This is a genomic window from Nocardia sp. NPDC101769, from assembly GCF_044766925.1.
Taxonomy (GTDB): Bacteria; Actinomycetota; Actinomycetes; order Mycobacteriales; family Mycobacteriaceae; genus Nocardia.
In genome coordinates, this window is the sequence record NZ_JBIWMX010000101.1 from 1 (window position 1) to 4027 (window position 4027).

Consider the following 4027-nt stretch of genomic DNA (forward strand, 5'->3'; position numbering starts at 1 on the left):
GTCTACCAGGGGCTTCCTCATATCCGGCGGAGGCACGCCGAGATCAGATCCATTGCCCCTCAACATCATTCGCACAGGATGAAAAAGGCTCACTGGGTGACGATCTGCCTGCCGCCGGATGCGATCGATGACGTGGAAGCCGCGATCACTCGAGCTCTCACTCCGTTCGAGATGCACCGAGGGTTTCCGGAGCGAGATATGTGGGACACCTGGCGGATTCAGGGTGGAGGAGAGGCAGCCGGGTTCTATGTCCGGCCGGGTTACGAGGACGATCCTCGGCTGATTCACGACGGTCCCAACCAATTCGGCATCGTGCTGCCCCCCAAGCGAGGCGAGTGCGCGGGCGGCCCGAAGGCCCTGCTGAATGTCGCGATACACAATCTCTCATGGCCCGATGTGCTCACCCTGGATGGTTGGTGGGTCGAGTCGAGCGGCGTTTGCCGACACAAAGATCGGGACAAGAACACGTCCTGCGAAGACGAGCCCGGCTGCCCGATACCATCCGGTGGCATCGAAAAGTACCTGGAAACACTGCCCGAAGACACAGTGCTTGTCCGGGTTTATTGCCACGGCTAGCAACACACTCTCATGCCGCATACCGCGCTGACCGAACCGGCCAGTGCGGGCGCCGGCGGCCGGAACCTGGTGCGGTGCAGAACGTCCGCTACTGCCGAGTTGAGGATGTTACGGCGGTCCGCAATGTCCATCGCGGACCGCCGAGATACTTGCTGAACTGAAGGCCTACATATCAGCTGTGCGCTCGTCCATAGACAGCCATGGCGTCACGGGCGAATTCCGTTGTGCCGACCCCGTGGATGTCGTAACTGGCTCGGAACCGGTCATCGGAAACGTACATCTCGCCGAGATAGGCGAATGCCTCTTCGAACGGCTTGCCGCCCCAGGAACGGCCTTGCCACCCTTCACGCACCCATTCCGCGTGGCGGGCGACGATGGCCTGGACCTCGGGGCTATCGACGGCCAGGCCCGCAGCGTGAGCACGCCCATAATCGGCGGCGATGTCGAGAGCGGCCTTTTGGAAGTCCTGCTTCTGCGCATCGGTCTTCGACCGCCACCAGCGGTCGCTGGACTCGTAGGCGTCCTTGCCCCAGCGCTGGATGACTTCGTCCTTGTACTTGGTGTGGTCGAAGCCATCAAAGGATTCGGCGGGCATGAGTGGTTGTCCTTTCTCGAGTTTGAGCACAGTCGTGGCGACCGAGGAGATCTGCCGATCGATGCGATCGCGCTCCTGCCGCAGCAGGTCCAAATGAACCCGCAGCGCATCGACCGTCGTCGCCATGTCCAAACCGTCGGCGGCCAGCGCCTCCGCAATCGCCGCAAGCCCGAGCCCGAGTTCCCTCAGCAGCAGAATCCGCTGCAACCGGACCAGCGCCCCCGAGTCGTAGTACCGCATCCCGTTGGCTCCGGTCCGATTCGGGACCAGCAACCCCAACTGGCCGTAGTGGCGCAGTGTGCGACTCGTCGTTCCGGCGGCCTTCGCCAAATCCTGGATCGACCACTCCTGTGCGTTCACACCCATCAGCCTGCCGATTGACGTTGCGTCAATGTCAACCCGAGACCGGCTGTAACAGTCTCCGACGCACAAGTCCCTGCGAATATCCGCTATTGCCGCGACCCGCGCGTTCCACACGCGCTGGACCGCGGCCTCTGAAGATCAACGGGCCGAGAGCATCTCGGCCCGTTGAACGCGCAGTAGATGGCACGCACCAACGTCACCCGCCACAGGCCCGCGATCAGCGGAGCACACGCCCCACCCGTACGCCGCCCGCATCCATCTCAGATGGTCATCCAAGTCGGCCGCCGGATGGCGTATTCCACACCGCAGCAGTATCTTTGAGGCACTGGGCGCAAACCGGGCACTATGATCGAAGGACGACCGGGCCGTGCGGATGAACAAGTTCGAGCGGCGGATAGCTCGGTACAACGATCGCTCGACCGCCGCTTTCGAGGCGGAAAATTTTTCTCGCGCATTGCGATATAACGACAGGGCGCTGGCGTTGCTGGCGGCACTCGGCGCAACGGGGGAATGGGATGTGGCCAGCGCTGAGGTCGATATCTATCTCAATCGCTCCACGGTCTTGCACAAGCTGGGAAGGATCGCGGAGGCGATCGCCGCGGCGCGCTCCGCGCTGGCGATACTGACGGACCTGGGTGCCCTCGACGACCCGGTCATGATCGGGCTGTCCGCGATCGCGGTACGAACCGTGAGCTCTCCAACCGACCTCGCCGCGCCCGACGTGCTCACTCTGGCACTGGCCGCGGCCCGCGCAAAGCTTTGGCTGGCAACACTACTGGCTTTAGACTCCGGAACGGTCGGCGCAGCCGAGGTGGACGCCCTGGGACAGTCCGCTCTGGCGGTCTACGCGTTCGCCGCTGATATCGACTCGAGCTACAAGGACGATTGGGAGACCGCGTTCACGAACTTCGCGCTTGCTCGGCTCATTGTCGGACATGCCCATATCTCGTCACGGGATACACGGGCAGCGATCACGATCTACGAGCAGCTGTTGTCCGATTGCCGTCGGCAATTCGGTGCCGAAGATATTCGGACCGTGACGATGAGGGTCCAGCTGGCCGAAGCTCGGGTGCTGGAATACGAGATCAGGCGAGGGGACGCTCAGGTGGCCATCGCGAAGTTCGAAGAGGAATCGTTCGACAATCTTCGGAATGCCGGTTTCGAGTTTCGGTGAAAACTCGACGCTCGATGGTCCGCAGCACCGGGGCCGGCGTGGGTACGGTGAACGCGACCCGTCTATTCAGGTAGTGACGTTCGGTCATCTCACCGGGGCTACCGCGCCAGCAAACGCGCAGGTGCAGAACAGATCTGGCATGTAGTTGTGGAACCGCCGGAATGAAGCCAGGGATTACGTGGCTCGCGTCAGCGGCGTCCAGACACATCCGCTACTGCCGCATACCGCGCTGACCGAACCGGCCAGCGCGGGACGCCGGCGGCCGGAACCTGGTGCGGTGCAGAACGTCCGCTATTGCCGATTCCGTCGTTAGTGGAGGGTCAGGCCCATTCTCAGCCGAGGCGGCCCTTGGTGCTGTGACACTGTGGTGCTGCCGTGTGTGCCGGACCCGTCCCGCGGGGCCGAGCTATCGGGGTGGGATGTTCTGGCCGGTCAGTCGGTAACCGTCGAGGGGCCCCGGGGGGCGATAAGGAGGGGAGGCCCGGGCGTCGCCATCGCAAATAGGTTGTGTCCCATACGATCACCGCCATGGCATTCCGTCGCAACGCTGACCTTCGGCACTATCCGGACTACGCGGACAACAGGAAGGCGCACAGTGTCGCGACACCGGTCTGCTCGGTGATCTCTATCGTCCTGTCAACCCTGTCGGTCGTCATCGGCCCGGCTCTGGTCCTTCCCGCATTCCTGTTCAGCGGCATCGGCCACTGGAGACATGAGCGCGCTGCCGGCTATGCCCTGTTCTTCTCAATCCTGTCGATGCTGCTCATCCCGTTCTCTCACGCGATCACCGACATGTTCGTCGCCCCCTGACCCACCCGACAATCCGCCCCTGCTCACCCTGCCCAGGCGCTCAGATGGCATGAGCATGCGCTGACGTTACGAGACGTCGAGATGGTGTGTATGCCAATGCCTTCTCGTGAGAATCAGCGGTTGCTCGCTAGGAGAGCGACGACCCACGCGCATCCGGAATTGCTGCATACCGCGCTGACCGAACCGGCCAGCGCGGGGCATGGAAGATCAACTGGCCGTATCGATCCGAGGCCGGCGGGACGTCCGCTATTGCCGATGAGCGCGTCGATCCTGGGCGGGATTTCAGATCGCCGGTATCCGAGCTGATACGACCTTGTCGGCTCCCCGTCCGGGGATCAGCTGCCGCACGAAGAACCTCCGGCGGCCGGGTCCTCGACACCTCAGTGTCAACACCCCGTTGGCCGGGTGATCCTCCAGCCGATGGCGATATCTGAAATCCCATCAATTCACACGCTTGGGGCGTTAGTGTTCGGTGTCCTCGCGACGGTGCGAGGGGAGCAGCGGGAGGG

General features: G+C 63.1%; 4 protein-coding genes. 3 read left to right on the forward strand and 1 reads right to left on the reverse strand.

Annotated elements, in window-relative coordinates; all coding sequences use genetic code 11:
- The coding region (locus ACIRRA_RS45480) for a hypothetical protein (RefSeq protein WP_402782214.1) at nucleotides 1–576 on the forward strand (576 nt) is incomplete at its 5' end.
- 172 nt (nucleotides 577–748) lie between these two features.
- On the opposite strand, the gene ACIRRA_RS45485 is transcribed toward ACIRRA_RS45480, so the two are convergent.
- Nucleotides 749–1537 (reverse strand): TipAS antibiotic-recognition domain-containing protein, encoded by a 789-nt coding sequence (locus tag ACIRRA_RS45485; protein WP_402782217.1) that lies wholly within the window; start codon nucleotides 1535–1537, stop codon nucleotides 749–751.
- 364 nt (nucleotides 1538–1901) lie between these two features.
- On the opposite strand from ACIRRA_RS45485, the gene ACIRRA_RS45490 reads away from it, so the two are divergent.
- The gene (locus ACIRRA_RS45490; protein ID WP_402782220.1) at nucleotides 1902–2708 is read left to right on the forward strand and encodes a hypothetical protein; all 807 of its coding nucleotides are present in this window, start codon (nucleotides 1902–1904) and stop codon (nucleotides 2706–2708) included.
- Nucleotides 2709–3236: 528 nt separating this feature from the next.
- Nucleotides 3237–3518, forward strand: coding sequence for a hypothetical protein (locus ACIRRA_RS45495; RefSeq protein ID WP_402782223.1), 282 nt, complete (start codon nucleotides 3237–3239; stop codon nucleotides 3516–3518).
- The last annotated feature ends 509 nt before the right edge of the window (nucleotides 3519–4027 follow it).

Excerpts from the sequence above, each read along its gene's own strand:
- ACIRRA_RS45485 (WP_402782217.1), bottom strand. The coding sequence starts at position 1,537 with ATGGGTGTGAACGCACAGGAGTGGTCGATCCAGGATTTGGCGAAGGCC.
- ACIRRA_RS45495 (WP_402782223.1), top strand. The coding sequence starts at position 3,237 with ATGGCATTCCGTCGCAACGCTGACCTTCGGCACTATCCGGACTACGCG.